General features: G+C 61.9%; 20 protein-coding genes and 1 tRNA gene. 11 read left to right on the top strand and 10 right to left on the bottom strand.

What is annotated here, in order from left to right:
• Positions 1-17 precede the first annotated feature (17 nt).
• Positions 18-1,100: a PLP-dependent cysteine synthase family protein gene (locus tag ABI796_RS12355; protein WP_141282501.1), complete on the bottom strand. Its 1,083-nt coding sequence runs from the start codon at positions 1,098-1,100 to the stop codon at positions 18-20.
• A 92-nt stretch (positions 1,101-1,192) separates the two neighbouring features.
• Here ABI796_RS12355 and ABI796_RS12350 point away from each other — a divergent pair, with 92 nt between their 5' ends.
• The 3 genes from ABI796_RS12350 to ABI796_RS12340 are packed head-to-tail and all read left to right on the top strand — an operon-like array spanning position 1,193 to position 3,656.
• Positions 1,193-2,086: a sulfurtransferase gene (locus ABI796_RS12350; protein WP_141282503.1), complete on the top strand. Its 894-nt coding sequence runs from the start codon at positions 1,193-1,195 to the stop codon at positions 2,084-2,086.
• On the top strand, positions 2,083-3,231 hold the full coding sequence (locus ABI796_RS12345) for an NAD(P)-dependent alcohol dehydrogenase (protein WP_141282505.1): 1,149 nt from the start codon (positions 2,083-2,085) through the stop codon (positions 3,229-3,231). Before ABI796_RS12350 ends, ABI796_RS12345 begins: the two co-directional genes overlap by 4 nt.
• Positions 3,228-3,656 carry an HIT family protein gene (locus ABI796_RS12340; RefSeq protein WP_141282507.1) on the top strand — a complete coding sequence of 143 codons (429 nt, stop codon included), beginning with the start codon at positions 3,228-3,230 and terminating at the stop codon, positions 3,654-3,656. Before ABI796_RS12345 ends, ABI796_RS12340 begins: the two co-directional genes overlap by 4 nt.
• Positions 3,657-3,720: 64 nt before the next feature.
• Here ABI796_RS12340 and hrpA read toward each other — a convergent pair whose 3' ends face one another.
• From hrpA to ABI796_RS12325, 3 genes are all read right to left on the bottom strand, one after another.
• Positions 3,721-7,671, bottom strand: coding sequence for an ATP-dependent RNA helicase HrpA (gene hrpA, locus ABI796_RS12335; protein WP_141282509.1), 3,951 nt, complete (start codon positions 7,669-7,671; stop codon positions 3,721-3,723).
• A gap of 13 nt (positions 7,672-7,684) precedes the next feature.
• Positions 7,685-8,677: a YafY family protein gene (locus tag ABI796_RS12330; RefSeq protein WP_141282511.1), complete on the bottom strand. Its 993-nt coding sequence runs from the start codon at positions 8,675-8,677 to the stop codon at positions 7,685-7,687.
• Positions 8,678-8,835: 158 nt separating this feature from the next.
• A complete protein-coding gene (locus ABI796_RS12325; RefSeq protein ID WP_170224878.1) occupies positions 8,836-9,006 on the bottom strand; it encodes a hypothetical protein in 171 nt (56 codons plus the stop codon).
• A gap of 81 nt (positions 9,007-9,087) precedes the next feature.
• Here ABI796_RS12325 and ABI796_RS12320 point away from each other — a divergent pair, with 81 nt between their 5' ends.
• Positions 9,088-10,056, top strand: a complete 969-nt coding sequence (locus ABI796_RS12320) for a GlxA family transcriptional regulator (protein ID WP_141282513.1) — start codon at positions 9,088-9,090, stop codon at positions 10,054-10,056.
• 10 nt (positions 10,057-10,066) lie between these two features.
• On the opposite strand, the gene ABI796_RS12315 is transcribed toward ABI796_RS12320, so the two are convergent.
• The 6 genes from ABI796_RS12315 to ABI796_RS12290 form a co-directional block, all read right to left on the bottom strand.
• Positions 10,067-10,372, bottom strand: coding sequence for a protealysin inhibitor emfourin (locus ABI796_RS12315; RefSeq protein ID WP_141282515.1), 306 nt, complete (start codon positions 10,370-10,372; stop codon positions 10,067-10,069).
• A gap of 80 nt (positions 10,373-10,452) precedes the next feature.
• Complete coding sequence (locus ABI796_RS12310; RefSeq protein WP_246095721.1) at positions 10,453-11,493, bottom strand: M4 family metallopeptidase; 1,041 nt, start codon at positions 11,491-11,493, stop codon at positions 10,453-10,455.
• A 174-nt stretch (positions 11,494-11,667) separates the two neighbouring features.
• Positions 11,668-11,740, bottom strand: a tRNA-Arg gene (locus tag ABI796_RS12305).
• A 108-nt stretch (positions 11,741-11,848) separates the two neighbouring features.
• On the bottom strand, positions 11,849-13,351 hold the full coding sequence (locus ABI796_RS12300; protein ID WP_141282517.1) for an FAD-dependent oxidoreductase: 1,503 nt from the start codon (positions 13,349-13,351) through the stop codon (positions 11,849-11,851).
• On the bottom strand, positions 13,348-14,220 hold the full coding sequence (locus ABI796_RS12295) for an FAD:protein FMN transferase (protein WP_141282519.1): 873 nt from the start codon (positions 14,218-14,220) through the stop codon (positions 13,348-13,350). The genes ABI796_RS12300 and ABI796_RS12295 overlap by 4 nt, the downstream gene beginning before the upstream one ends.
• 5 nt (positions 14,221-14,225) lie before the next feature.
• On the bottom strand, positions 14,226-14,720 hold the full coding sequence (locus tag ABI796_RS12290; RefSeq protein WP_141282521.1) for a hypothetical protein: 495 nt from the start codon (positions 14,718-14,720) through the stop codon (positions 14,226-14,228).
• A gap of 275 nt (positions 14,721-14,995) precedes the next feature.
• On the opposite strand from ABI796_RS12290, the gene argS reads away from it, so the two are divergent.
• The 7 genes from argS to prfA all read left to right on the top strand — a co-directional run bounded on the left by argS (position 14,996) and on the right by prfA (position 25,322).
• Positions 14,996-16,660 (top strand): arginine--tRNA ligase, encoded by a 1,665-nt coding sequence (gene argS, locus ABI796_RS12285; RefSeq protein WP_141282523.1) that lies wholly within the window; start codon positions 14,996-14,998, stop codon positions 16,658-16,660.
• A gap of 4 nt (positions 16,661-16,664) precedes the next feature.
• Positions 16,665-18,137, top strand: coding sequence for a diaminopimelate decarboxylase (lysA, locus tag ABI796_RS12280; protein ID WP_141282525.1), 1,473 nt, complete (start codon positions 16,665-16,667; stop codon positions 18,135-18,137).
• Positions 18,130-19,446 carry a homoserine dehydrogenase gene (locus ABI796_RS12275; RefSeq protein WP_141282527.1) on the top strand — a complete coding sequence of 439 codons (1,317 nt, stop codon included), beginning with the start codon at positions 18,130-18,132 and terminating at the stop codon, positions 19,444-19,446. Before lysA ends, ABI796_RS12275 begins: the two co-directional genes overlap by 8 nt.
• The gene (gene thrC / locus ABI796_RS12270; RefSeq protein WP_141282529.1) at positions 19,447-20,550 is read left to right on the top strand and encodes a threonine synthase; all 1,104 of its coding nucleotides are present in this window, start codon (positions 19,447-19,449) and stop codon (positions 20,548-20,550) included.
• A 2-nt stretch (positions 20,551-20,552) separates the two neighbouring features.
• On the top strand, positions 20,553-21,527 hold the full coding sequence (gene thrB / locus ABI796_RS12265; RefSeq protein WP_141282531.1) for a homoserine kinase: 975 nt from the start codon (positions 20,553-20,555) through the stop codon (positions 21,525-21,527).
• A gap of 305 nt (positions 21,528-21,832) precedes the next feature.
• Positions 21,833-23,995: a transcription termination factor Rho gene (gene rho, locus ABI796_RS12260; RefSeq protein WP_141282533.1), complete on the top strand. Its 2,163-nt coding sequence runs from the start codon at positions 21,833-21,835 to the stop codon at positions 23,993-23,995.
• Between the two features lie 253 nt (positions 23,996-24,248).
• A complete protein-coding gene (gene prfA, locus ABI796_RS12255) occupies positions 24,249-25,322 on the top strand; it encodes a peptide chain release factor 1 (protein WP_014922181.1) in 1,074 nt (357 codons plus the stop codon).
• The last annotated feature ends 45 nt before the right edge of the window (positions 25,323-25,367 follow it).

The following is a 25,367-nucleotide window of genomic DNA, read 5'->3' as shown; positions in this document are numbered from 1 at the left end:
CCCAACTTCGTAGAGCTCTATCCTGTCCAGAGCCCTGTGTCGTGGAAGCGGTCCAGCGCTGCCTCATACGGTGCAGGGTCCAGGCCGTGCGCGGCCAACCACCCGGCGTCGTTGTAGCTGCCCGCGTAACGGTCGCCGGCGTCGCACATGAGCGAAACGATGCTGCCCCGGCGCCCTTCGGCCACCATCGCGGCCACCAACTGCCAGACGCCCCAAAGGTTGGTCCCTGTTGATGGTCCTGCATGCAGCCCGGTGAGCTTGTGCAGGTGCCGCATGGCTGCCACCGAAGCAGCGTCGGGCACTTGGATCATGTGATCGATGACCGCTGGAACGAAGCTCGGCTCCGACCGGGGCCGGCCGATCCCCTCGATCCTTGACGGCAGCCCGGTGGCAGCGGCGGTGTCGCCGTCCCTCCACGCCGGGTAGAAGGCGGAGTTTTCGGGATCCACTACCGCCAAGCGGGTGTTGTACCGGTTGTAGCGGAGGTAGCGGCCAATGGTGGCGCTGGTACCCCCGGTGCCTGCGCCCACCACGATCCACTCAGGAACAGGGTGCTCTTCCAAGGAGAGTTGCTCAAAGATGGACTCGGCGATGTTGTTGTTTCCACGCCAATCCGTGGCACGCTCGGCATAGGTGAACTGATCCATGTAATACCCGCCGGATGTCCTTGCCGTCTCTTCGGCAACGGCGTAGACCTCCGAGGCATGGTCAACCAACAGGCAGGCACCGCCAAACTCCTCGATCAGGGCGATCTTCTCAGGACTTGTGGTTTTGGTCATCACTGCGATGAAGGGCAACCCGATCAACCGGGCAAAATAGGCCTCGGACACGGCGGTGCTCCCACTGGAGGCTTCCACAATGGTGGTGCCTTCCGTGATCCAGCCGTTGACCAGACCGTAGAGGAACAAGGATCGCGCCAGACGATGCTTCAGGCTGCCCGATCTGTGGGTGGACTCATCCTTTAGATACAGCTGGACTCCCCAGTGTTCCGGGAGTGGAACCGCGTAGAGGTGGGTGTCAGCGGAACGGTTGTTCTCGGCCTCTATCTTGCGAATGGCCTCGTTGGCCCATGCCCTGTCCTGAATACACGAATTGCTCACCGGATAAGCCTAATGTCTGAGCAGATGAGCCTAGGCTTGAAACCGGGCGTCGGCGGCATCCAAGCCCCTGCCGGAGGAACAAAGGAGAGATCATGGCCACGTTGATAAGTGCCTCAGCACTGTACCAGCGACTCCAAAGAGGGGAGCGAACCGTACTCCTGGATGTCCGATGGGTCCTGGGGCGTTCTGATGGGCACTCTGAATACTTGGACTCGCACCTTCCGGGTGCGGTGTTTGTTGATCTGCCCACGGAGCTGGCAGACCCCGCACAGCCGGGGATGGGCCGCCATCCCTTGCCAACCAGGGCCCGCTTTGAGGAATCCGCCCGAAAGTGGGGTATCAACGATCACGACACCGTGGTGGCCTACGACGACAGCGGCAGTTTGGCTGCGGCCCGCGCCTGGTGGATGCTGAGGAACGCCGGCTTTGATTCTGTGCACCTGCTCGACGGCGGCCTGGCAGCCTGGCGCGCGGCCGGTTACCCCGTGGAATCCGGCGAGGTGCTACCCGACGTCGGAAATGTCACTTTGGGCGAGGGCCGCATGCCGGCCATCACGGAGCAGGAGGCGGGCCAGTATCACCGCGATGGTGTGTTGCTGGACGCCAGGGCAGGGGAGCGGTACCGCGGTGAGGTGGAACCCATCGATCCCAGGGCAGGGCACATCCCCGGTGCAATCAGCGCACCAACAACGGAGAACATCACCCCTGATGGGACGTTCCTTCCCGTAAAGGAGCTGCGGCGGCGTTTTGAGGAGCTGGGCCTGAATGATTCGTCCAAGGTAGCCGTCTATTGCGGGTCCGGCGTAACTGCGTCCCACGAAATTGCCGCGCTGGACATCGCCGGATACCGGGCGGCACTGTATCCGGGCTCGTTCTCGCAATGGTCCAACAATTCTGCAAATGACGTTGCTGTGGGCAACGCGCCCATTGAACCCCTTGAGCCAAGTGGCACGAGCACTGCCTCCGGGAGTAGCGTCGGAGCATGACTCCCGGACGACCCGTGCCCCCGCCCCTCGCCAAGCCCGTCACCATGGATACCAGCAGCGGCCGGCCCGGAACGCTGGCTGCAGCGTACGGCGCCACCTCCCCGGACAGTGGATTGGTGCCGCTGACCATTGCCCGGCGAACACCGACACCGGACGACGTCGAAATTGCTATTGAATTTTGCGGCTTGTGCCACTCGGATGTGCACGCAACGCGTGGCGAATGGCGTGTCCCTCCGTACCCCCTGGTGCCCGGCCACGAAATTGTTGGGCGTGTAACCCGCGTGGGTTCAGCAGTTGAAGACTTCGCCCCGGGTGACCGTGTGGGCGTTGGCTGCATGGTGGATTCGTGCCGTGAGTGCGAGAGCTGCCTTGAGGGACTGGAGCAGTACTGCGAACGGGGCAATGTGGGCACGTACGGTGCTGCGGACCCGCGACACGGCGACGAAATCACCCAAGGCGGGTACTCGACGTCGGTGGTGGTGGACAGGCGCTTCGTGCTGCGGGTGCCGGATGCGCTGGATCCTGCTGCGGCGGCTCCGCTGTTGTGTGCCGGAATCACCACCTACTCTCCGCTGCGGTACTTTGACGTGGAAGAGGGCGACTCTGTAGGTGTTGTGGGCTTGGGCGGCTTGGGGCACATGGCCGTTAAGATCGCCAAGGCCATGGGAGCCGAGGTCACCGTTTTCACTACCTCCGAATCCAAGTTCGAGGCTGCCCGGGAACTGGGCGCGGACCACGTGGTCCTGTCCAAGGATGCCGAGGCCATGGAGGCCGCCAACCGGAGCATCGATGTCATCATCGACACCGTGGCGGCACCGCATGACCTGAACCCTTACTTCCGGACCCTCCGCCTGGATGGAGCCCTCTTCCAGCTGGGGCTTCCCGCCGATGACATGCCGCCGGTGAGCCCGGGGCTGCTCATCCGCAGACGACTCGCATACGCTGGCTCGTTGATCGGCGGAATCGAGGAAACCCAGGAAATGCTGGACTTCTGCGCAGAGCATGGGGTTGCCAGCGACATTGAGATGGTGGCAGCCGGAGACCTCAACGCGGCTTACGACCGCATGGTGGCCGGGGACGTGAAGTACCGTTTCGTACTGGACACCGCAACACTTCAGGAACCAGCCGAAAGGGCAGACGCATGAGCACACTGTTCACCAAGATCATCAACGGGGAGATCCCGGGCCGCTTCGTCTGGAAAGACGAGGACGTGGTGGCGTTCCTGACGATCTCACCCATCACCCAAGGCCACACCCTGGTGGTTCCCCGCGAAGAGGTGGATTCGTGGACGCATGCCCGCCCTGAGCTGCTGGCCAAGGTCATGGACGTTGCCCAGCGCATCGGCAAGGTTCAGGAATCTGTCTTTGACGCCAAGCGTGTTGGCGTGTTGATGGAAGGCTTCGAGGTGGATCATCTGCACGTCCATGTGTGGCCGGCCTACTCCACCGCGGATTTCGAACTTCACAACGTGGACCACAACCCGGATCCGGCCATCATGGATGCCACTGCCGTGAAGCTTCGTGCCGCCTTGCGCGACGCGGGCCACAGCGACGCTGTCCCTGAGGGCTGAGCCCCCAAAAGATTTAACCCGGCGTTGCTTTTTGGCAACGCCGGGTTTTTTCACGCCTGGGCGGCTACGCCGGTGCCAACGCCTGGTTCAGTGCTGTGCGGATGCGTTTCTCCGACACCGAGTAGGCCGTACCAAGCTCAACCGCGAAGAGGCTCACCCGCAGTTCTTCAATCATCCAGCGCACGCGGGTTAACTCAGTGCCGGCACGACGTCCTGGCAGCAGGGCTGACACGGCGTCGTCGTAGTCATCCTCCAAGGCCTGAACCACTGCCATGTTCATGCCATCGCGTTGGACATTGCCCGGGAGCTTTTCCAGCCGTTTTTCAATCCCCTGCAGGTATCGCGGCAGTTGGCTGAGCTGACTGTAGCCCGTCTGTGCCACAAAGCCGGGAAACACCAGTTGCTCCAGCTGGCTCTTCATGTCATTCAGGGCGCTGATCAGGTGCAGGCTGGTGTTGGACTTCAGCTGCTTCTGGATGCGCCGCGTACTGGCCAGAATGCGTTCGACGACGGCGGTCACCGTGAATACGGTGTCGATCAGTTCTGCCCGGACAACCTCGTACAACGCATCAAAGGATTCCTTATCCCACGGCAGGTCCTGGGGCACCAGTTTGTCAATGGCCGCCAGTGCACAGTCGGCGATGAGCGCGCTTACCGATCCATGCGGGTTCTGGCTGAACGTCAGTTTCTCCGTGTTGCTCAGGTGCTCCAGCACGTACCGGTCCGGCGGCGGGATCCTCAGGGCGAGGAGCCGGATGACACCGCCACGCATGGCTGCTTCCTGTTCCTGCCGGGTCTGGAACACCCGAAGCGCAACGGACTTGCCTTCATCCACTATTGCAGGGAAGCCTGTGACGTCATGGCCTTTGATGGTCCGCGTTACCTGGCGCTCCACGGTGCCGAAGTCCCATGTGGTGATGCCGGCGCGTTCGGCCAGCACTCCATCGCCGGCAGTGGCTTGCACGGATGCCGGGGTTTTGCCGTTGGGCGCTGTGTCAGTGCCCTGTGCACCCTTACCCCCTTTGGCGCGTGATGTGGTGGCCGGTGTTGCACCCAATGACTCTGCAATGGCCCGGCGGGTGGCAGGTGCCAGCTTTTCCTGGAGTTCGGAGAGGTCCTTCCCTTCGTCCAGGACTTTCCCGCTGCTGTCCACCACTTTGAAGCTCACGCGCAGGTGTGACGGCACGGCAGCCCAGTTCCAGGATCCGGGCGGAATGACATGGCCGCGAAGCCTGCGAAGGACCAGTTCCAACGAAGGCTCGAGTTCATCAACTGCGGGATCGAAGTCTGCTTCAAGGGCAGCAGTTGCTTGCCGCGCAACGTCCGGGGCCGGGACGAAATTCTTCCGTATCTGCTTGGGCAGCGATTTGATGAGGGCTGTCACCAGCTCCACCCTTTGGCCGGGGATCTGCCAGCGGAAGGGGGCATCGTCCATCTGGTTGAGGAACAACACCGGCACTTCAGCGGTGACGCCGTCGGAGGGATTGGGGGCTGAACCGGGCGCCACGGGGTGGAACTCGTAACTCAACGGGAGTTCAAAGCCCTTGTGGTGCCAGCTCTTCGGATACGCGGAGTCGTCCGGTGCCTCGGCGTCCTCGCTCATCAGCAACGATTGGTCGAAGTCCAGGAGATCGGGATCAGACTGGCGGGCGTCCTTCCACCATTTATCGAAGTGCCTCTCGGAGACCACTTCCTTGCCCACACGGGCATCATAGAACTCGAAGAGTGTTTGATCGTCCACCAGGATGTCCCGGCGCCGCATACGGGTTTCGAGTTCCTCGATTTCCTGGAGCAGGGCGCGGTTACGGTGGAAGAATTTATGGTGCGTCTTCCACTCACCCTCCACCAGGGCGTGGCGGATGAACAGTTCGCGCGACAAGCCGGGGTCGACGCGCCCGTAGTTGACGCGGCGGTTGGGGATGATGGGTACGCCGTACAGCGTCACTTTTTCGTGGGCCATGACGGCGCCCTGCCGCGAAGACCAGTGCGGTTCGCTGTAGGAGCGCTTCACCAGGTCCGGTGCTACCTGCTCGGCCCACAGGGGATCGAACTTGGCGGCAACGCGGGCCCAGAGGCGGCTTGTTTCCACGAGCTCGGCTGCCATGACGAACGTGGGCGATTTCTTGAACAGGGCTGAACCGGGGAAAATGGCAAAGCGGCTTCCACGGGCACCGGCGTACTCACGCTTACGCTCGTCAAGGAGGCCGATGTGGCTCAACAGTCCGGAGAGCAGGCTGATATGGATGCCCTCGTAGTTGCCCACGGGATCAGCAACACGATTGTTGTCCAGCGCGATGCCCAGGGGCTTGGCCATCTGACGGAGTTGGGTGAAAAGGTCCTGCCACTCCCGGACGCGGAGGTAGTTGATGAACTCATTGCGGCACAGCTTCCGGAACTGGGTGGAGGAGAGCTCGCGCTGCTTCTCCTGAATGTAGTTCCACAGGTTCAGGAAGCCGGTGAAGTCGGAGAGCTCATCGCGGAAACGTGCATGTTTCTCCGCCGCCAGCTGTTGTTTATCCGTAGGCCGTTCCCGGGGGTCCTGGATGGTCAGTGCAGCCGCCAGGATCATGACCTCGCGGACACAGCCGCGCTTGCCCGCCTCCACAATCATCCTGCCCAGCCGCGGGTCCACCGGCAGCTGGGCAAGTTTATGCCCGACGGCGGTCAGGCCGCTGCCGCTGCGGCCTTTACCGCTGGCGTCACCGGACTTGGGCGGGTTCAAAGCGCCGAGTTCGCGCAGTAGCGTGACGCCGTCGTTGATTGCCCGTGAGTCCGGTGGCTCAACGAAAGGGAAGTTCTCAACATCTTTGGGCCCGCGGGCAACGCCCATGGCTGTCATCTGCAAAATGACGGCAGCGAGATTGGTCCGAAGGATTTCCGGGTCCGTGAACAGCGGACGGGACTCAAAGTCTTCCTCGGAGTACAAGCGGATGGCGATTCCCTCTGACACGCGGCCACAGCGGCCCGAGCGCTGATTTGCCGATGCCTGGGAAACGCGCTCTATGGGAAGCCGCTGGACTTTGGTCCGGTGTGAGTAACGCGAAATGCGGGCTGTACCGGTATCAATCACGTACTTGATGCCAGGAACAGTCAGCGAGGTCTCGGCAACGTTGGTGGCCAGGATGATGCGTCGTTTGCCGCCGGGGTTGAACACTCTGTGCTGTTCCTGCAGGCTCAAACGGGCAAACAGGGGCAGGACCTCGGTCCCGGCCAGGCGCCGGTTTGTCTGGATGCGGCCGTTGATCGCCTCAGCGGCATCCCGGATCTCGCGCTCGCCGGAGAAGAAGATAAGGATGTCGCCAGGTGCTTCCTTGCCGAGCTCGTCCACGGCGTCGCAGACAGCGTCGAGGGGATCGCGGTCCTCTTCGAGTTCGTCGTCCGAGGATTCGTCGTCCCCGCCCGCCGGCTGGGACAGCGGCCGGTAACGGATCTCCACCGGGTACGTTCGTCCGGAAACCTCAATGATCGGGGCAGGATCTTCCTCGTTGCCAAAGTGCTTGGCAAAGCGCTGGGGATCAATGGTGGCTGAAGTGATGATGACTTTGAGGTCCGGGCGCTGGGGGAGGATGCGCTTGAGGTAGCCCAGAATAAAGTCGATGTTCAGGCTGCGCTCATGGGCCTCATCAATGATGATGGTGCTGTACTTCCGCAGCAGTTTGTCCCGCTGGATCTCGGCGAGGAGAATGCCATCGGTCATCAGCTTGATCTTGGTGGAAGGGCTGACCTCGCCGGTGAACCGGACCTGGAAGCCTACTTCCTGGCCGATCTCTACATCCAGCTCAGAGGCGATGCGCTCGGCCACAGTCCGTGCGGCCAGCCGGCGTGGCTGGGTGTGACCGATCAGGCCCTTGTCTCCAAGGCCGAGCTCGAGGCACATCTTGGGGATCTGCGTGGTTTTCCCCGAACCGGTCTCGCCGGCAATGATGGTCACCTGGTTTGCGGCGATGGCCGCCATCAGATCCTCGCGGCGCTCGGATACGGGCAGCTCTGCGGGGTAGGAAATATGAAGTGTCATGGCTGCTGCCAGTCTACTGTGGCTGGGGTTCGGCGTCCGCTGCGTCCGTCACAGTCCCTGCTGCGCCCTTGAGCCGGTGGGCAAGTTCAAGGGCGTAGGACTTGAATTCGCCAGGCTCGAGGATCTCGAAATCCATGTCCAGTGCGGCCAGATAAGCGGCCGGCGCAGCCAGGTTGTCCCAACCGGACCGCAGGATGGTAGCCATTGCGCCGTCTGCTGAAAGGGTGGCGTATTGGGAATTTACCACCGCGGCAACCTCGGCCAGGGGTGCACGAAGCCGCACCACGACGTCGAACCTGTAGGGCGAACGGGTGATGGATTGCTGCACGTAGGCGGCGAGGTCTTCCGCGGGAAGGGGACGTGGTGTGTATTTTTTGCGTTCCGATGGCAGCGATGCAAGACGGTCAGCCCTGAAGGTCCGCCAGTCCTCCCTCTCAAGGTCCCACGCCACCAGGTACCAGCGCCGGCCAGTGTCCACCAACCTGTAGGGCTCCACAAGCCTGCGAGCCGACTCGCCGTCGGACTTGACGTAGTCGAAGCTTATTTGCCGCCTGTCCGAAATCGCCGCGGAGACGACGGTGAGCTGTTGAGGATCCACGGTGCCTGCATTGCTGGGGATGGTAGTAACGGCAGCCTTCAGCATGGCGAACTTTGGACGCAGGCGTGATGGCAGTACCTGCTCCAGCTTCGCCAGCGCGCGGACTGAAGCCTCACCAATACCGGCTACCGGACCGGCGGCTACAGAGTTCAGTCCCAAGGCCACAGCCAAAGCCTCGTTGTCATCGAGCAACAGCGGCGGCAGCTGGGCACCTGCGCCAAGTTGGTATCCGCCCGCTACTCCGGGGGATGCATGAATGGGATATCCCAGGTTCCGCAGTTTGTCGATATCCCTGCGCACCGTCCGTTCGGTCACGCCCATGCGGTCAGCCAGAGCCGGGCCTGTCCATTCCCGGCGTACCTGTAAGAGCGACAACAATTGGAGGAGCCGGGCGGACGTTTGGATCATGCATGTGAATCTAGCTCATGTGTCCGACGCAGTGGTGTCAGGAATCATGGTGGCTTAAACAGGGACGCCCGCCGTTCGAAGAATCCTGCAGAATTCGGTGAACGGGCGGGCGTCGGTTGGTTGTGGTGTGGCGGACCTTGCAGTGGCCTGGCATGCCCCTAGTAGATGCGGGGGTTCCAGTACGGCGTGCTGGGAGCCTCGAACGCACTCCAGGCTTCGGTGGACTTGATGGGCGGGTTGTGTCCGCGGCCATCCTTCAACAAGGCTGAAATGGTGGCGGCGATTGCGGTGATGAGGACTACGACGAGGATGATTCCGAAGATTTCCATGCCTCCAGCCTGCTCCTGTGGAGGATCAAGAAACAGTGGCAGAAATGCCCCATTTAGATAATTTTCTGCCACACTGGAGATATGTTGACATCAGTTGCTGTGATCGTTGTCCCCAACTTCTCAGTCTTCGAATTCGGCACCGCTTTCGAGGTTTTCGGCATCGACCGATCGGATCGGGGTGCCGGCGTGCCAGCTTTCGATTTCCGGGTAGTTGCCCCGGAACCGGGAGACATCCGCATGAAGTCGGGGCTGTCCCTTCATGTAAACCTCGGCCTGGAAGCAGCGGCCGATGCTGATCTTGTGATCATGGCGCCCTTCGGACGGGACCAGGAAGTCCCCGAGTCCGTTCTGGACGCTTTACGTGCTGCCCACGCCAGGGGCGCCTGGGTGATGTCCATTTGTTCCGGTGCATATGCATTGGCCCGCGCCGGTTTGTTGGACGGGCGCCGTTGCACCACACACTGGCACTATTCTCAGGACCTGGCCAGCCGCTACCCGGCCGCGATGGTGGATGAGAACGTCCTCTACGTGCAGGACGGAACAATCATCACCAGCGCGGGGACGGCCGCCGGAATCGACGCATGCCTCCATCTGGTCCGGGAAGAGTTGGGGGCGAACGTGGCTGCAGCAATAGCGCGCGACATGGTGGTACCCCCGCATCGCGACGGCGGCCAGGCGCAATTCATTGACAGGCCCATGCCCCGCTGTGGTTCGGCACCCATGGAGGCGCTGCTGCGGTGGATGGTGGAACATCTGGACCAAGAGCACAGCGTGAACGATCTGGCTGCGCGGCTCCACATGTCTCCGAGGACGTTCGCCCGCAGATTCCGGGCGGAAACCGGGGCGACTCCTGCGGCATGGCTGAACTCCCAACGCGTGCTGCGTGCCCAGGAACTACTGGAAACCACCGAGCTGAACATCGATGAAATTGCCCGTGAAGCAGGGTTTGGACACTCGGTCCTGCTGCGCCACCATTTCACCAAGGTGCTGGACACGAGTCCGCAAAGTTACCGACGGGCCTTCCGGGGCCAGCTGGCAGAAGCCATCTAGGCTGTTGAAACTAACGGCGCCTGCTGCCCAGTTGTCCCCGTGACTCGGATCCTTCGGCTTTGGCGCATTCCACCAGTTCCTGCCAAGGACCCGTAACGGCGCGGTCCGGGAGAGTGGCCCGGCGTTGGCCCGCCCGGATGGAGTACATGAAGCGGTCCGGCTCGTTGACCTCCCGGGCCTGGTTCTTGGCTTCATCCCACGGGCAGGCCTCGACGATCGGAACCCACCGATCCTTCTCATCGGCAGAGACGGCGTCCACGCTCCAGATACGAGTCATCGCTGCGATTCCCCCACTGCGTTGGACGGTGATCTTCATGGCCGGCTGCTTCTCGTTCTTTTGTTCCGTGGTCAGCCAACCGGCAGGGAACGAAGCAAAAGTCCGGTCCCGCCACCTGACTAAACCTTGACCTTCACAGTCTCCCACGCCTTCAGGACGGCGTCATGCTCCGCTGAACCGGATCCGAAAAGTTCCTCTGCGGTAGCAACGGTGGTCTTGGCGAACTTTCCAAACGTGCACGTCACAGGAAGGCTTCCGCTGGTCAGCGTGCCGTACCAGATTTGGCCAGGGGCTTCCCACGCATGTCCGCCAAGCTCCGTAGCCACCACATGGAAAGCCTTGTTGGGGATGCCGGAGTTGATGTGGACACCGCCATTGTCAGCACTGGTCCGAACATAGGTATCCATGGAGTCCGGCTGCGGATCCTTGCCCAGGACGTCGTCGTCGTAGGCAGTGCCGGGAGCTTTCATGGAGCGCAGGGCGGCGCCCTGGACCTGGTCCGTAAACAGGCCCTCGCCGATCAGCCAGCTCGCCTGCGTTGCAGTCTCCTGCCTCAGGTACTGCTCCACGAGGACGCCAAAAACATCGGACATGGACTCATTAAGTGCCCCGGCCTGGTTCCGGTAGGCCAAATTGGCCGTGTACTGGGTAACGCCGTGAGCAAGTTCGTGGCCGATTACGCTGAGGGATTTGGTGAAGCGCTGGAAGATCTGCCCATCGCCATCGCCGAAAACCATCTGGGAGCCGTCCCAAAAAGCGTTGTCGTACAGCTTCCCGTAGTGGACAGTTGCATCCAGGACCAGGCCGGCATCGTCGATGGAATCACGGCCAAAGATCTCCCCATAGAGCCGGTGGGTACTCCCCAGGCCGTCGTAGGCCTCATCGGCAGCCACGTCCCCGGTAGGCGCTGCACCTTCCTTCCGGACCACGCGGCCGGGCAAGGCCTCTGAAGACTCAGCATCGTAAATGGTCCGCTTGGGCGGGCCCGGCTTGGCCTGGCGGGCGCTGGGAGGCGCCTGCGGAATGGGTGCTGTGCGAATGGCCTGCAAGTCTTTGATGTGCAGCAGCGATTCTTTGGCAGCCCTTGCCACAGCGCGCAGCCGGGGCTCGTTTTGGGCGGCTAACTTGCGAAGCATGTACGGCGGGACGATCGAGCACATCACGGCAAACCCCTTTAGCTATCAGTCTGACCAACTGAATTCAGCCTAGGAGGAGGGGCGGACATTTTTGTGGTGCAGGACCGGCAAGCCCCGAACTGATAGTCAGTACCCGGCACACTGAAATACCCCGCCTACGAAAATACCCCGCCGGCAAAACCGGCGGGGTATTCGTTGTGCCCTCGATAGGATTCGAACCTACGGCCTTCTGCTCCGGAGGCAGACGCTCTATCCCCTGAGCTACGAGGGCATCCAGGGTTCCCTCCGTTGCCGGTGGGACGTCCTAGAGCTTAGCAGCCACTGAGCCGCAAATGAAAACCCGGCGGCGCCACAGTGGGAAGGTGGGGATCATGCACCGTCAGTAGCCGGCGAACGAGTCCACATGGACCCTGCGGGCTCCTGCGCCGCGTGCTGCAGCGCGCAGTGCGTCCACACTTGCCGGTGAGCCGGAGACGAACACCTCCCGGTTCCCGATATCCGGAACCAGTTCCTTGAGGCGCGGGGCATCGATCCTGGAGTCGCCGGCGTCGAGCATGAACTGCGGGGGAGCGGACCCGTCCGCAAGCCGGGCTATCACGGTGGCGCCCGAGGCTTCCAGTTGTTCCACACCAGCCAACTCATCGCGGCTCTTGGCCAGGTACAGCACCACAGCATCCCGGTCAGCGTCCTTGGCCGCAAGCTGGGACAGAAAAGGGGTGATGCCGATTCCCGCAGCGATGAGCAGGACCGGTTTCCCGGCGTCGTTCGGCAGCACAAAGTCCCCACCCACGGCAGTTGCCGCAACAGTGTCTCCGGGGCGAAGCGCAAACAATGCTTTCTTCGCTGTGGAAAGGGGCTCAGCCGTGCCGACGCCGAAAGTGACTTCCTCTGCGCCGGGCGGGCTGGTGATGCTGAAGACCCTGCGACGCCCCTTACCGTCCGAGCCTGCGTGGGGAAGGTTCAGCTCCATATACTGCCCGGCTGCAAAACGCACCGGCCTGCGTGGTTCAAAGCTGAATTCAGTGCTGGCAGGGGTAAGTGGGCGTGAGCCCTTGAAGGTCAGCTGGACGCCACCGCGTTGACCCAGGAAGAAAGCAATGAGGTTGCCCAGCAGCAGTGCCAGTTCCGGGGAATTGGCAATGAAACCGAAGTTGTACGGAACCGCGAAGACAACACCCACGACGGCGGCAAGCACCAACTGCTGCCAGCGGCGGGGAGGCAAGGTGAGAGGCTCGGAAAGCATGAAGCCCACGAAGAACAGCAACGGCCGTTGCGCCAGGGACTGCCACAAGGCCTGGCCAACGGTCATATCGCGGCTGAGCAGCTCCACGGTAATGACGCTGGTGGCAACTGCCAGGAAAACGGCGGCCATCAGCATCTTCCGGGTGCGGTACAGGACCAGCACCACTCCCGGGACCAGAAGCCACAACATGGAAGGGGTGGCAGCCCACCACGTGGCGATGTTCAACCCTGTCAGGCCCGTAATGAAGGCTCCTGCGGCGGCCGGGTTGAAAATATGCCGCCCACGGAAGGCCAGCGCATACTTGGAGACGCTGGCCAGCACGCACGCCAGAGCAACGCCGGCCATATCCATCACCCCAAAGGCGGGCCAAAACAGGAAATACAGCAGCAGCCCGGTGATCAGCGAGGACTCTGTGTGCGGCTTGACGCCGAAAATCCTGGCAAGCAAGCTGTTGGATGCGTAGGTCACGCCCAGGCAAAGCACTAAATGGACCACCATCTCAGGCAGGCCGAACGTCAACCACCCCAAGAGGTTCAGGACCATGCTATAGGCCGCCAGAATGCCCAGCACCCAGAGAATCAGGCGGTACATAGTGAAGCGGCCCAACCAGGTGTCCACTCGGGACTTAGCGGCAATCATGTGAACAGTCTCCCCTCAAAACGGTTCGAAAACGCGGCGGAACCACTGGAAGACACGGTTAGCCACGAGAAGTCGAACTCACCTTCCAGCCGGGGTGGTTCGACCATAAACAACGCCGTAGCCAGCGCATCCGCCACCAGCGCGCTCGCGGCCACGGTCCACGTGGCCACCGTGGTGCCTATTGGCTTGCCCGTAGTCCCATCCAGAACATGGTGAAGACCGTCTCCCCAAGTACGGCGGTTCGAAGCGGACGCGCACAATGCAGCATTATCCAACTCCAGGGTGCCTATGGCCTGCCGTGGGTTGTAGGGGTGCTCCAAGGCAACGGTGACCGGATGGTCGCCGGCGTGCAGCATGTCGCCGCTTCCATCCACCAGAAAGTCGCTTTGCCCTTGCTCCCTCAGGACATCGCCCAGCAGGTCAACGAGTTGGCCCTTGCCGGCGGCTCCCACGTCCAGCACCACAGGCTCCCTTGCAGCCAACTCAGGTCCCGACCAGTGGAGGACATCCTCCCAGCGGGGCGGGGCCAAAGGACTCCCGGAAGGAGCAAGCGCGTAGGAGGAGTCATAACCCAGCCGCTCCAGGCTGCTGCCGATCAAGGGGGTCAATGCGCCGTCACTGATGCGATACAGAGCCGAATACACCTCCTGGAGGGCGGCGGCATGTCCCGGCAAGCTGATCACGCCCGGAGCACGGGACAGGCCGGAGACCAGGGAATCGGACCTGAACCGTGACCACGTATGGTCGTACTCCGCGACGGTCTCCAGCAACTCCTCCTGGATGCCGGGAGCAAGATCCCCGGGCGTCGAAATCTCCCATTGAGTACCGATCCCTTCGAAGCTGAAAGTGCTCCATCCAGGGTGCGGCATGGCCCCTACTTGGCCTGGGACTTGATCTGTTCCACGGCTTCGTTGAAGCCGCCGGACGTCAGCGACGATCCAGCCACCTTGGAGACGTTGAGTTCGTCGATGTCCTTTCCAACGATCTGCCCGGCGATGCCACCGGCAAACTCACCCTGGAACTTCTTGGTATTGGGGTTTGAAGGGTGGACCGTGATGTTCACCGCAGAAACCTTGTCTGCAGCCAGCGTCAGTTCAACGCCCACTTTTTCCTGGCCATTGGGAGAGGTGTACGTGCCGTCGGCGCTGTAGGTTCCGTCCTTATAAGTGGACGCGCCGGTGGAAGCGACAGCCGCTGACGAGGACGTGCCTGCAGAAGTTGGGCTGCCGGTGGCTGCCTGTCCGCCATCCTCTGTAGCCGGAGTACGGGTTGTGGGGGCTTCAGTTGTGGGGGCGCAGGCAGCGGCTGTTCCAATGATGGAGAGGCCGGCGAAACCAACGTAGAGGCTCTTACGGAGTGGCGTAGTCATGTTCTGCTCGTTTCAACTGGGACGTCCACTGAACGTCTCGGTGGGCCGGTATTGATCTATGGACGTTTATTGGTCTATGGACATTTTCATCAGGATTGCTGGGAGTACCGGGATGGCCAACGAGGCCACCTCCTACGTGTTCATAACGTCAAAATCAGCGTAATGGTTCAGTCTGTGCTGCCAGGAAGCGGTAACTGAGAACTGCCTGAGTTCGCAGTATCCACATACGGGACCCTCAATTCCGCGACTTTGCGGGCCCCCGGTAGGCTAGGAGCGTGACTCCCGAAGAACTCTCTGCTGCCATATCCGCCTGCCTTAAGGACGCCGTCTCCAGCGGCGAAATCACCTTGACGGAATCTGCCGTGCCTGAATCCGTGCGAGTGGAGCGACCCAAGAACCGGGATCATGGAGATTGGGCCACCAACATTGCCCTGCAGCTCTCCAAGCAGGCCGGCATGAATCCTCGCGAATTCGCCGGAATCCTCAGCAATCACCTGCAAGGCATTCCCGGTGTTACCGGTGTGGAAATTGCCGGTCCCGGCTTCCTCAATATCACTGTGGATGCTGCCACGGCGGGCGCCCTCGCCAAGGCCATTGTCGAGGCCGGCGCCAGTTACGGCACCAACCAGGCGCTCGCCGGCCGGGTTGTTAACATGGAGTTCGTTTCGGCGAACCCCACTGGCCCGCTGCACATCGGGCACACCCGCTGGGCGGCCTTGGGCGACGCGATCGCACGGGTCCTGCGCGCTTCCGGTGCAGACGTCACCGCTGAGTACTACATCAACGACGCCGGCTCGCAGATGAACGTTTTTGCCAACTCCGTCCTCTCCCGTCTTCATGGCCGTGGCGTTCCGGAGGGTGGCTACCCGGGTGAATACATTCGTGAACTTGGCGACGAAGTCCTCAAGGCCCATCCCGGAATCCGTGAGCTGACGGACGAGGCGGCCCTCCCTGTTATCCGTGCTGCTGCCTATGAGGCCCAAATGGCGGACATCAAAGCCACCCTGGCTGAGTTCGGCGTGGAGTTCGATGTCTTCTTCTCGGAGAAGGAACTGCACGACGCCGGTGCGATCGAATCCGCCGTGGCCCGCCTTCGCGAGCAGGGTCACGTGTTCGACGACGGCGGTGCTGTTTGGTTGCGCACCACGGACTTCGGCGACGACAAAGACCGCGTGATGATCCGCGCCAATGGTGAGCCCACATACTTTGCTGCGGACGCCGCGTACTACCTTTCAAAGAAGGACCGCGGATTTACTGAGAAGATTTACCTTCTCGGCGCTGACCACCACGGGTACATCAACCGCCTGAAGGCCATTGCGGCCTGCGCCGGTGATGACCCTGAGGTCAACATCGAAGTCCTGATTGGCCAGCTGGTGTCCGTCAATGGTGCCAAGCTGTCCAAGCGCGCCGGCAACATCATCGAGCTCAAGGACCTGATCTCCTGGCTTGGGAAAGATGCCGTCCGGTACTCGCTTGCCCGGTTCCCTGCCGACTCGCCGTTGACGTTGGACCCGGAGCTGCTGAAGAAGCACAGCAACGAGAACCCTGTGTTCTACGTGCAGTACGCCCATGCACGGTCCCGCGGAACGGCGCGCAATGCAGCCGAAGCAGGCGTGGAGCGTCAGGTTGATGGCGTGGATGCCTTCGACGCCTCGCTTCTTGACCACGCCACGGAAAACGAGTTGCTGTCCTACCTGGGGAGTTACCCGTCCATTGTGGCCAAGGCCGCAGAACTCCGCGAACCCCACCGTGTTGCCCGCCACTTGGAGGTCATTGCAGGGGCCTATCACCGCTGGTATGACGCCTGCCGGGTATCGCCCCAGGGTGATGACCCCGTCCTGGACGTCAACCGCAGCCGCCTCTGGCTTAACGACGCCACCAGCCAGGTGCTGGCCAACGGACTTGAACTGCTGGGCGTTTCCGCGCCGGAACGGATGTAGGACCATGAACACAGCTGCTGACCACGCATCTCCGCTCGCTCCTGAATGGTTGAGCGTCCCGGCGGACCTCAACGCGCTGCAGGAACCCATGTGGGCTGCCGGCGTCGGGAAAAACGACGCCGGTGAAGTCACCGTTGACGGTATGTCCGTCAGTGAGCTCAAGAAACAGTTCGGAACTCCGCTGTTTGTCATGAGCGAATCGGATTTTCGAGCCCGGGCAAGGGCGTTCAAAGACTCCTTCGACGCTGCCTTCGCTGACATTTGCGGGGGAGTGGACGTCTACTACGCAGGAAAGTCCTTCCTGTGCACTGCAGTGGCCAGCTGGGTAGCAGAAGAGGGCCTGCGCCTGGATACGTGCTCCGGAGGCGAGCTCGCCGTCGCCGCCCGCGCTGGGATTGATGGCTCCAACCTGGGCCTGCATGGCAACAACAAATCAGATGCGGAGATCAACCGCGCACTGGACATGGGGCTTGGCAGGATCGTTGTGGACAGCCTCGACGAACTTGAGCGGGTGGCCAAGATCGCCTCCGGCCGGGGCGAGGTTGCCAAAGTCATGCTGCGCCTGACCCCTGGGGTGCACGCACACACCCACGAGTTCATCGCTACGGCACATGAGGACCAAAAGTTTGGCCTTTCCATGGCTGAGGACTCCACTGATGAAGCCGGACTGTCCGCAGCCGAGGAAGCGGTGGCTGCAGCAACGTCATACCCCAGCATCGAACTCCTGGGACTCCATTGCCACATCGGCTCGCAGATCTTCGAGCCGGACGGCTTTGCTGTGGCAGCGGAGAAGCTTTTGGGCTTCCTTGCCGCCATGCAAGCCAAGTACTCAATCGTCATGCCAGAGCTTGACCTCGGTGGAGGTTACGGAATTGCCTACACCCCGGTTGATACCCCACGGCCGCCAGCCGAGATCGCGCAGGCAATGGCCGCCGTTGTGCGTTCCACGTGCGCTGAGCTGAACATCACACCGCCGCGTATCTCCATTGAACCCGGACGCGCGATTGTGGGCAGCACTACCTTCACCCTGTACGAAGTGGGCACCCTCAAAACGGTCCGCGTTGATGCCCCTGAAGGTGAAGAGGGACTGAAGAACGTTACGTATCCGCGACGCTATGTGTCGGTGGACGGCGGAATGAGCGATAACGCCCGCCCGGTGCTTTACGACGCGGATTATTCGGCAATTTTGGCTTCGCGGGACTCTGACGCCGATCCGCAGCTGTCCCGAGTAGTGGGCAAACATTGCGAGAGCGGCGACATAGTTGTTAGAGATGTATATCTGCCCGCGGATGTGGCAGCCGGTGATTTGCTCGCAGTACCGGGTACCGGCGCCTACTGCTGGGCCCTCTCCAGCAACTACAACTACCTGGCCCGGCCTGGCGTTGTCGCTGTGCGCGACGGAGCCGCCCGGCTGATTGTCCGCGGGGAAACCGAAGAAGATCTCTTGAACCGCGACATGGGAGTGGCGAATGTCTGAAGTGCGAACCTTGAAGGTGGCCCTGCTGGGCTGTGGCAACGTTGGGGCCCAGGTTGCGCGGATTCTGATTGACGACGCCGAGGCCCTTGCTGCCCGCAGCGGCGCCCGCCTGGAACTTTCCGGCATCGCCGTACGCAACATCGAATCTCCGCGCGACGTCGAACTGCCGCGGGAACTGTTCACCACTGACGCGCACACCCTGGTCAAGGACGCGGACCTGGTCATCGAGCTCATGGGCGGGATCGAGCCGGCCAGGTCCCTGATCCTCACTGCCATCCAAAACGGCGCATGCGTTGTCACCGGAAACAAGGCACTCCTGGCACAGGATGGGCCCACGCTCTACGAAGAGGCGGACAAGGCCGGAGTCCAGCTCTCCTACGAGGCCGCCGTCGCCGGGGCCATCCCCATCCTGCGCCCCATACGCGACAGCCTGTCCGGAGACCGCATCACCCGTGTGCTGGGCATTGTTAACGGCACCACCAATTTCATCCTCGATCAGATGGATACCACGGGCGCGCAGTTCGCCGATGCCCTGGCTGAAGCACAGCGTCTGGGCTACGCCGAAGCGGACCCCACCGCCGATGTTGAAGGCCACGACGCCGCAGCGAAGGCAGCGATCCTTGCGTCCTTGTCCTTCCACACGCGCTTCTCGCTGGACGATGTCTATTGCGAAGGGATCACCAAGGTCAGTGCTGCCGACATCGCCTCGGCAAAGGAAGCCGGCTTTGTGATCAAGCTGCTGGCCATCGCTGAGAAGATCGAGTCAGCGGAGAACGGCAGCGGTATTTCCGTGCGGGTTCACCCCACACTCCTGCCGCGCGAACACCCGCTGGCTGCTGTTCGCGGCGCCTTCAACGCGGTGTTCATTGAGGCGGAGAACGCCGGTGAACTGATGTTCTACGGACAAGGCGCGGGCGGAACGCCCACCGCATCCGCGGTGCTGGGCGACCTCGTTTCCGCAGCCCGGCGTTTGGTTCTGGGCGGCCCTGGCCGAACGGAAACCACCACGGGACACGTTCCGGCACTGGCCATCGATGCCTCCACAACGAGCTACTACATAGGCTTGGACGTCGCAGACCAAGCCGGGGTGCTGGCCCGGATTGCGCACATCTTTGCGGAAAACGGCGTTTCAATCGAAACCATGCGCCAAACCATCCACCGCGACTCTGCCTCGAACGTTGAGTCAGCCGAGCTGAAAATCGTGACGCACCGTGCGTCCGAAGCTGCACTCGCGGCAACCGTCGAGGCCGTCAAAGGCCTGGACGTCATCAATTCTGTAACATCCGTACTGCGGGTAGAAGGGGTCTAAGTGGCTCACCAATGGCGCGGAGTAATCCGCGAATACGCTGATCGTTTGCCGGTAACGGAAGCCACCAAGGTCATCACCCTCGGCGAGGGCGGCACGCCGCTCGTCCACGCGCAGAAGCTTTCCGAGCTGACGGGGTCTGAGGTCTACCTGAAGGTCGAAGGGATGAACCCCACGGGTTCGTTCAAGGACCGTGGCATGACCATGGCCATGACGGCTGCTGTGGAGGCCGGTGCCAAGGCCGTAGTTTGTGCCTCTACGGGCAACACCTCTGCTTCGGCTGCAGCCTATGCAACCGCCGCCGGCCTCAAGTGTGCAGTGCTGGTGCCGGAGGGCAAAATCTCCATGGGTAAGCTGAGCCAGGCCATTGCCCACGGCGCCACGCTGCTCCAGGTTGACGGCAACTTTGATAACTGCCTGGACATCGCCCGGAAACTTGGCGAGGCCTACCCGGTGTTCCTGGTTAACTCCGTCAACCCGGCTCGTATCCAGGGCCAGAAGACCGGTGCCTTCGAAGTTGTGGACAGCTTGGGTGACGCACCTGATATCCACGTATTGCCCGTGGGTAACGCCGGCAACATCACCGCCTACTGGAAGGGCTACAAGGAGTACTCCGCGCCTTTCGAGACCGCCAACGGAACGCTTCCGGCAGTATCCACCAAGACGCCGGTCATGTGGGGCTTCCAAGCTGCAGGTGCCGCCCCGTTCGTTGCCGGCCACCCCATCACTGAGCCTGACACGATCGCTACGGCCATCCGCATCGGCAACCCGGCCTCCTGGGAGACGGCAGTTGCCGCCCGTGACGAATCGGGCGGTTTGATCGAGGCTGTTACTGATGAAGAGATTCTCGATGCCCACCGCTGGTTGTCCGCCAAGGAAGGCGTTTTCGTCGAACCCGGCTCCGCTGCCGGTGTTGCTGGCTTGATCAAGAAGCACGCTGCAGGCGAAGTACCGTCGGGCAAGACAATCGTTATCACCGTCACCGGTCACGGACTCAAGGACCCGCAGTGGGCCCTCCGTACAGAAGACGGCAGCGATGTCCAGCCGGTAAAGGTACCGAACGACGTCGTCACCGTTGCCGCAGAACTGGGACTGGAAGAAAACTAAGAGTGGAATCAACGCAGCCCACCGCGACCGATCGTGCACTCGTCGCGGCAGGCCAGCGGCTGACCGTCAAGGTCCCTGGTACAAGTGCCAACCTGGGCCCCGGTTACGACAGCCTCGGCTTGGCTTTATCCATATACGACACCTTGACGGTGGAAACCCACAACACCGGAGAGCTCGAATTCGAGCTCTCCGGTGAGGGCGCGGACACCCTTCCGCGCGACGCCAGTCACTTGGTGGTGCGCGCTATCGATCTCGCCCTGGAACGCCTTGGCTTCCAGCGGTCCGGCCTGAAAATCATTGCGGACAACGTCAACCCGCATGGTAGGGGACTGGGGTCTTCGGCGTCAGCAGTAGTTGCTGCCGTCTCCGCCGCCAATGCACTGGTCCCGGAGGAGTCCCGGCAGGACCGTGACTGGATCCTGCAGTTGACCAGCGAGATTGAAGGGCACCCGGACAACGTGGCTCCCGCTATTTTCGGCGGACTGGCGCTGTCATGGCAGGACAGCGAGCAGTACAGCAGTACGCGTGCGGACGTCGCATCATCTGTCATCCCGGTAGTGGCGGTACCGGATTACGAACTTGCCACTGAGACCGCGCGTGGACTGCTGCCGGCTTCAGTTGGCCACCATGCCGCTGCAATGAATTCCGGACGTGCGGCGCTGTTGATTCACGCGCTCACTGCCAATCCCGCCCTGCTGCTTCCCGGCACGGAAGACTATCTCCACCAGAGCTACCGGGCACAGGCCATGCGTCCCAGCGCAGACCTCCTCGCGGCATTGCGGAGCGCAGGCCATGCTGCTGTTGTCTCCGGTGCCGGGCCTACGGTGATGGTGCTGGCAAATGGTGCGGACCAAGCCGCAGCCGTTGTTGAATTCATCGAGGCATTCACCTCGGACAACACACCCGAAGTGGGTTGGCGCGTGATGACGCTGGCTGTAGACGTTCAAGGTGCTAGAGTGGAAGTGCACCGCCGGTAAAGCCGCGGGCAGTTCCCTGATTTTGGATCTCGGTGTTTCGCCGTACCTTTCGTCAACTGTGCCAACGTTGGTGGTGTCGTCTCTTTCCGGCCTGTCTCAGGTGCCGCAGAAAACACTCTGTTCCCTGAAAGCTACGCCGGCTGTCCGGGCAACTGGATCCAGTGATGACGATCAGTATCCGGCCCTGTTGGCCACAATCCATCAGGCACGGCCCAAATCACCGGCTGCAGATCTGAACTGCAGCCCAGAACAAATCATCGCGTCCAGCTCTCGCTCTGGACGCCGTCGAGGGGGAAGGATCCTTCGTGACAGAAACCACTGAGCTGGCTTCAGCTGTGGACACAACATCTTCTGCTGCTGATTCGTCAACTGCAGCAACCACCAAGAGCAGCGGCCTTGCAGGCCTTAAGCTCGCCCAGCTCCAGGCTCTTGCGAGCCAGCTGGGCATCTCCGGGGGATCCCGTATGCGCAAGGGGGATTTGGTAACGGCCATTTCGGCACATCGTGCCGGAACATCCACCACCAAGGCCCCTGCCAAGGCGTCCAAGGCCACGGCGAAGGCAACTGCGGCCAAGGAAGCCCCGGCTGCAGAGCCGAAGGCCACCCAGGAAAGCAGCGCACCTGTTGAGGCAGTTGCCGCCGAAGCCCCGGCCCAGGAAGCACCTCGCGGCCGTGGTCGTGGCCGCAGTCGCCGCGCAACCAGTGATGGAGTCGTTGCAGCTGCCGAGGCCGCTGCTGCCCCTGCCGAGCCCGCAACCGCACCGGCTGCTGAAGCTCCGGCCGCGGTGGAAACCAGCGAAGCTGCAACCGAGCGTCGTCAGCCTCGTACCCGCAACCGTCGCCGTGGCGAAGCTGCCGCAGCGCCTGCCGAGGCAGCAGAAGCGCCGGCCGCCGAACAGCGTGCTGACCGCGCAGAACAGCGTGAGCAGCGTGCTGACCGCAGCGAACAGCGCGAACAGCGTGCCGACCGCGCCGAACAGCGCGAACAGCGTGCCGATCGCAGCGAACAGCGTGCAGACCGCACCGAACAGCGCGAGCAGTCCGATTCGGGCGAGCAGCAGCGCGAGCGTCGCGAGAACACCCGCGGCCGTCGGGAAGAGAACAACGACGGCGACGACACCGGCAACCGCCGAAACCGTCGGAATCGTAGGGACCGCAATGACCAGAGCGACCGGAGCGATCGTCGTGGGGGTCAGGACAGCCGTGACGGGAACACCCGCAGCGACCGCTTCCGTGACCGCAATGAACGTCGCCGTGGCCGCGCGCAGGGACCGGACGTTGACGACGTCGAGGTTACCGAAGATGATGTCCTGCTTCCCGTAGCAGGCATCCTGGATGTGTTGGAAAACTACGCGTTCATCCGCACATCCGGCTACCTTCCCGGCGCAAATGACGTCTACGTTTCCCTGGCACAGGTCAAGAAGTACAACCTCCGCAAGGGCGACGCCGTCGTCGGTGCCATTCGCGCACCCCGTGACGGTGAAGACCGCAGCCAGCAGTCGGCGCGCCAGAAGTTCAACGCGCTTGTCCGCGTCACTTCGGTCAATGGCAAGACGCCGGAAGAGCTCAAAGACCGCGTTGAGTTCGCCAAGCTCGTCCCGCTGTACCCGTCCGAGCGCCTGCGCCTCGAGACCGACCCCAAGAAGATCGGCCCGCGTGTTATAGACCTCGTGGCCCCGATCGGCAAGGGCCAGCGTGGTCTGATCGTTTCCCCGCCGAAGGCCGGTAAGACGCTCATCCTGCAGTCCATTGCGAACGCAATCACCACCAACAACCCTGAGGTCCACCTCATGATGGTGCTGGTTGACGAACGTCCTGAAGAAGTCACGGACATGCAGCGCACCGTCAAGGGCGAGGTCATTGCCTCCACCTTCGACCGTCCCGCAGACGACCACACCACGGTGGCGGAACTCTCCATCGAACGCGCAAAGCGCCTCGTGGAAATGGGTATGGACGTGGTGGTCCTGCTGGACTCCATGACCCGCCTGGGCCGTGCATACAACCTGGCAGCACCGGCTTCCGGCCGTATCCTGTCCGGTGGTGTGGATTCTGCAGCACTGTACCCGCCCAAGCGCTTCTTCGGTGCAGCCCGCAACATTGAAAACGGCGGCTCCCTGACCATCCTTGCAACCGCGCTCGTGGAGACCGGCTCCAAGATGGACGAAGTCATCTTCGAAGAGTTCAAGGGCACCGGCAACATGGAGCTCCGCCTGTCCCGCCAACTGGCAGACAAGCGCATCTTCCCGGCCGTGGACGTCAATGCCTCCGGTACGCGCCGCGAAGAGAACCTGCTCTCGCCTGAAGAAGTCAAGATCATGTGGAAGCTGCGCCGCGTCCTTTCCGGACTGGAGCAGCAGCAGAGCCTTGAACTGCTGACCAACAAGATCCGGGAGACCCAGAGCAACGTCGAGTTCCTCATGCAGGTTCAGAAGACGACGCTCGGAGCGAAGTCGGACAACGACAAATAGCGTTATCTGGGGTGGGGCCGTCGAGTAATTTTGCCGGCCCCGCCCCTTCGCGTTGCTGCTGACGTACTGCGTACGTCGGCAGCAACGCTACGACAGGCCCGATGCCACTCCCGGGCCGGCAAAATTACATGACGGCGGTCAGGTCACCTTGAGCGTTACCGTCACCTTCGCTGGCCGGCTTATTTGAGCGGTTGGTCGTTAAGTCACCAATCGTCGCAACTAGACTTGTCTGCGAGTCGAAAGAGGTTTGAAAATGTTTGAGTCCGTACAGGGATTGCTTGATGAGCATGCTGCAATTCAGGCGCAGCTCAGTGATCCTGCTGTTTATGCCGATCAGTCTGCTGCCAGGAAGTTGGGCCGGCGTTCGGCTCAGCTTCAAGGAATTGTGGAGGCGTACAACAAGTGGCGCGGGCTCAACGATGACCTGGAAGCTGCCAAGGAGATGGCAGACGAAGATCCCGAATTCGCAGCTGAGGTTGTGCAGCTGGAGGAGCAGATCCCTGCGGCCCAGGAGCGGCTGCGTCGCCTTCTGATTCCGCGTGATCCTGATGACGCCCGCAACGTGATCCTTGAAGTGAAGGGCGGCGAAGGCGGCGACGAAGCTGCGTTGTTCGCCGGTGACCTTTTGCGGATGTACATGCGTTACGCCGAATCGCGTGGTTGGAAGACCGAGATGATCTCCGCCACAGAATCTGATCTTGGTGGATACAAGGATGTTGCAGTGGCCATCAAGGGCAACTCCAATGACCCCGCACAGGGCGTATTTGCCCGTTTGAAGTTCGAGGGCGGCGTCCACCGCGTCCAGCGTGTGCCTGTCACGGAATCCCAGGGCCGCATCCACACCTCGGCCGCCGGCGTGCTGGTGCTTCCCGAAGTTGATGAGCCCGAAGAGCTTGAAATCAACCAAAATGACCTCAAGATCGACGTTTACCGTTCATCAGGTCCGGGTGGACAGTCTGTGAACACCACTGACTCTGCTGTTCGCATTACCCACTTGCCCACGGGCATTGTTGTGGCCATGCAGAATGAAAAGTCGCAGTTGCAGAACCGTGAAGCCGGTATGCGCGTTCTCCGCGCCCGTCTCCTTGCCCACCAGCAGGAACAGATCGACGCCGCCAACTCCGAACAGCGCAAGTCACAGATCCGCACCATGGACCGTTCGGAGCGCATCCGCACGTACAACTTCCCGGAGAACCGCATCGCCGATCACCGCACCGGTTACAAGGCTTACAACCTTGACGCCGTGATGAATGGCGACTTGGAGCCGGTGATCCAGTCTGCCATTGAAGCGGACGAGCAGGCGCGGCTGGACGCAATCGGCGAATAACGAGCTGCAATACAGCGGCGCCGGACGAACACAGCAGAGTACATA

Source organism: Paenarthrobacter aurescens, from assembly GCF_041549525.1.
In the GTDB taxonomy this organism is placed as follows: Bacteria; Actinomycetota; Actinomycetes; order Actinomycetales; family Micrococcaceae; genus Arthrobacter; species Arthrobacter aurescens.
This window is presented reverse-complemented; position numbering and strand designations above follow the sequence as displayed.

Coding starts and splice junctions, on each gene's coding strand:
- lysA (WP_141282525.1), top strand. CDS start 16,665: ATGAACACAGCTGCTGACCACGCATCTCCGCTCGCTCCTGAATGGTTG.
- ABI796_RS12330 (WP_141282511.1), bottom strand. CDS start 8,677: ATGATCCAAACGTCCGCCCGGCTCCTCCAATTGTTGTCGCTCTTACAG.
- hrpA (WP_141282509.1), bottom strand. CDS start 7,671: ATGACACTTCATATTTCCTACCCCGCAGAGCTGCCCGTATCCGAGCGC.
- ABI796_RS12300 (WP_141282517.1), bottom strand. CDS start 13,351: ATGATTGCCGCTAAGTCCCGAGTGGACACCTGGTTGGGCCGCTTCACT.
- ABI796_RS12315 (WP_141282515.1), bottom strand. CDS start 10,372: ATGAAGATCACCGTCCAACGCAGTGGGGGAATCGCAGCGATGACTCGT.
- ABI796_RS12295 (WP_141282519.1), bottom strand. CDS start 14,220: ATGCCGCACCCTGGATGGAGCACTTTCAGCTTCGAAGGGATCGGTACT.
- prfA (WP_014922181.1), top strand. CDS start 24,249: ATGTTTGAGTCCGTACAGGGATTGCTTGATGAGCATGCTGCAATTCAG.
- ABI796_RS12325 (WP_170224878.1), bottom strand. CDS start 9,006: ATGGAAATCTTCGGAATCATCCTCGTCGTAGTCCTCATCACCGCAATC.
- ABI796_RS12340 (WP_141282507.1), top strand. CDS start 3,228: ATGAGCACACTGTTCACCAAGATCATCAACGGGGAGATCCCGGGCCGC.
- ABI796_RS12345 (WP_141282505.1), top strand. CDS start 2,083: ATGACTCCCGGACGACCCGTGCCCCCGCCCCTCGCCAAGCCCGTCACC.
- ABI796_RS12310 (WP_246095721.1), bottom strand. CDS start 11,493: ATGTGCTCGATCGTCCCGCCGTACATGCTTCGCAAGTTAGCCGCCCAA.
- ABI796_RS12290 (WP_141282521.1), bottom strand. CDS start 14,720: ATGACTACGCCACTCCGTAAGAGCCTCTACGTTGGTTTCGCCGGCCTC.
- ABI796_RS12350 (WP_141282503.1), top strand. CDS start 1,193: ATGGCCACGTTGATAAGTGCCTCAGCACTGTACCAGCGACTCCAAAGA.
- ABI796_RS12320 (WP_141282513.1), top strand. CDS start 9,088: ATGTTGACATCAGTTGCTGTGATCGTTGTCCCCAACTTCTCAGTCTTC.
- ABI796_RS12275 (WP_141282527.1), top strand. CDS start 18,130: ATGTCTGAAGTGCGAACCTTGAAGGTGGCCCTGCTGGGCTGTGGCAAC.